This window comes from Chryseobacterium balustinum, assembly GCF_900168205.1.
Classification (GTDB): Bacteria; Bacteroidota; Bacteroidia; order Flavobacteriales; family Weeksellaceae; genus Chryseobacterium; species Chryseobacterium balustinum.
The window spans coordinates 1-1,890 of record NZ_FUZE01000062.1 but is presented as its reverse complement, the minus strand read 5'-3'; the positions used below and the strand labels follow the sequence as shown (position 1 = coordinate 1,890).

Here is a 1,890-nt window from a genome sequence, read left to right as displayed (position 1 = left end):
ATCGTTTTTTGAGATTATTTAAGCATTAAATGAGCAAGTTGAAACATCGTTTTAGCTTTATATTCTTTTTTTAATTTATAGACATATTTCTCAACTGAACTTAGACTGCTGGTTTCGAAGTTATTTTCTTTTAGATATTCTGATATTTCAGTGATTGTGAAACCGTCCTTTAGTAATTCAATGATTTTATTTTTGTATTCCATTTTCCTATCACGTATATTATTTATTCTTGATAATCTAACAGCAAACTGATACTGTATTCTTTTGAATCTTCTTTTTCTTTATGCCAGATGACATCCCTAACAATCAAATAATCTTCCATTTGGCTAAGTTCTTCTCCGGGAAAGAAATCTCCGGTAAATAGCTTTTCTCCTATTCTTGGAAGAACAGGAGATTCCCAATTTATGGGTTTTCGATGAAAATCAATACATAAGATTACAGTCATAACTTTTTTTTATCGTTTTCTCTATTGAAACAAGTTTCACAGAATACTCCAAACATTCAGCAATATAATTAAATAATGTCTATATCATATTGAGTTGTTTTGAGTTTTTGATTGACCTTTTAAGAATAATAAATATATTTTCAAGATTGATGGTAACGCATAAACTCACGCGGAATAGTTGTAAACTTATTTACTCAGTTACTTATATTTACATTCTTATCAGAATTTCTAAAATTTCCTTTTAGCACATCATTAGCCGGATGCAGTGAGAGTTTTGAAATATCAATATCCCATTGAGGATTGCTTTTATTGACAACCATCAAGTTCCTGTCTGATAAATCAAATTTTTCTACAAAACAACAATAGAGCAGTTTACTCATTACTACCCGAATATATTTCCCTTCATTATTTAATTTGCACGACAAAGAGTAAGTTTTATCATTATTGATGATCAAGGTCTGGGACAGTATTTTTTCCTGTAAAAAAATAAACTTGTTTCTTGAAATCCAACCGCTTAATCGTTTTATCCGTCCTTTGTTAGACAACTGATAACGGGATTCGAAGCCTGGAATAGGAACAGGCACCCAGTATTCTCCGGAAAGATCTTTTACGGATAAATTAAAACACGATGGTGGGTTATATGCGTCAATGTTCGGCTTACCAAGTTTCTCCCAGAGATATTTATTGAGTAAACTATTCACATTATATGATATTTTGACCATTTGAAATTCCTCTTTTTTTGGAGGATTTCCCTGCAAAAACCATCGAAATTTTCCGGACGTCAGAATGACCTTATTGATTACATCCATAATGCTTTCACAAGCGATACCCAGTTTTTCTTCTACAGAATAGATACTTTCATAATGAGCAATAAAATCCCCTTCTACTGTATACTGGCTGACTGGTTTCATGTAATCAACATGTACGTTTCTTGTTCTATCCTTGCGAAAAATAGTCATACGCTTTTCTTTTGCTGAAATTTTCTCCAGATTGCTGCTGTGTTTATTAAAAACGTTATCATCTTTACATGAAATCACAAATGAACGATCCTCCAGGTCAAATCTTTCGACAAAATGATAGTATACCAAACGTGCAACAGATCTGGTGTACTTAGATCCATCTGAAGAAAGTCCACAGTTAACATTGTAAATGTAGTTTTTAAGGTAGTTATTATACTGTCTGGTAAAATGCGGCTTGCGGATTTTTTCGGTTATCCAATGTTCTATTCCCATTGTTGTATGAGAAAGACGGCTAAGACTCTTCACCCTTCCATAATTGGATATTTCATAATTCTCAAATCCTTCAATAGACTTCCATTGTTCATCAGGAAGATTTTCTAAAGAATAGTTGTAGAGAACTTCTTTTACATATTCATCCTCAAGTTCTGGTGGCAGTTTCATAAAATAATATTATAAATTCATCATATTTTATCGTTTTTTGAGATT

General features: G+C 32.0%; 2 protein-coding genes. Both read right to left on the bottom strand.

The genetic code is table 11. From position 1 onward, the window contains the following. Positions 1–223 precede the first annotated feature (223 nt). Complete coding sequence (locus tag B5X64_RS22385; RefSeq protein ID WP_066681035.1) at positions 224–445, bottom strand: hypothetical protein; 222 nt, start codon at positions 443–445, stop codon at positions 224–226. A gap of 194 nt (positions 446–639) precedes the next feature. Continuing rightward, positions 640–1,845, bottom strand: coding sequence for an NUMOD4 domain-containing protein (locus tag B5X64_RS22380; RefSeq protein WP_079467325.1), 1,206 nt, complete (start codon positions 1,843–1,845; stop codon positions 640–642). Between the last annotated feature and the right edge of the window lie 45 nt (positions 1,846–1,890).

Coding starts and splice junctions, on each gene's coding strand:
- B5X64_RS22385 (WP_066681035.1), bottom strand. CDS start 445: ATGACTGTAATCTTATGTATTGATTTTCATCGAAAACCCATAAATTGG.
- B5X64_RS22380 (WP_079467325.1), bottom strand. CDS start 1,845: ATGAAACTGCCACCAGAACTTGAGGATGAATATGTAAAAGAAGTTCTC.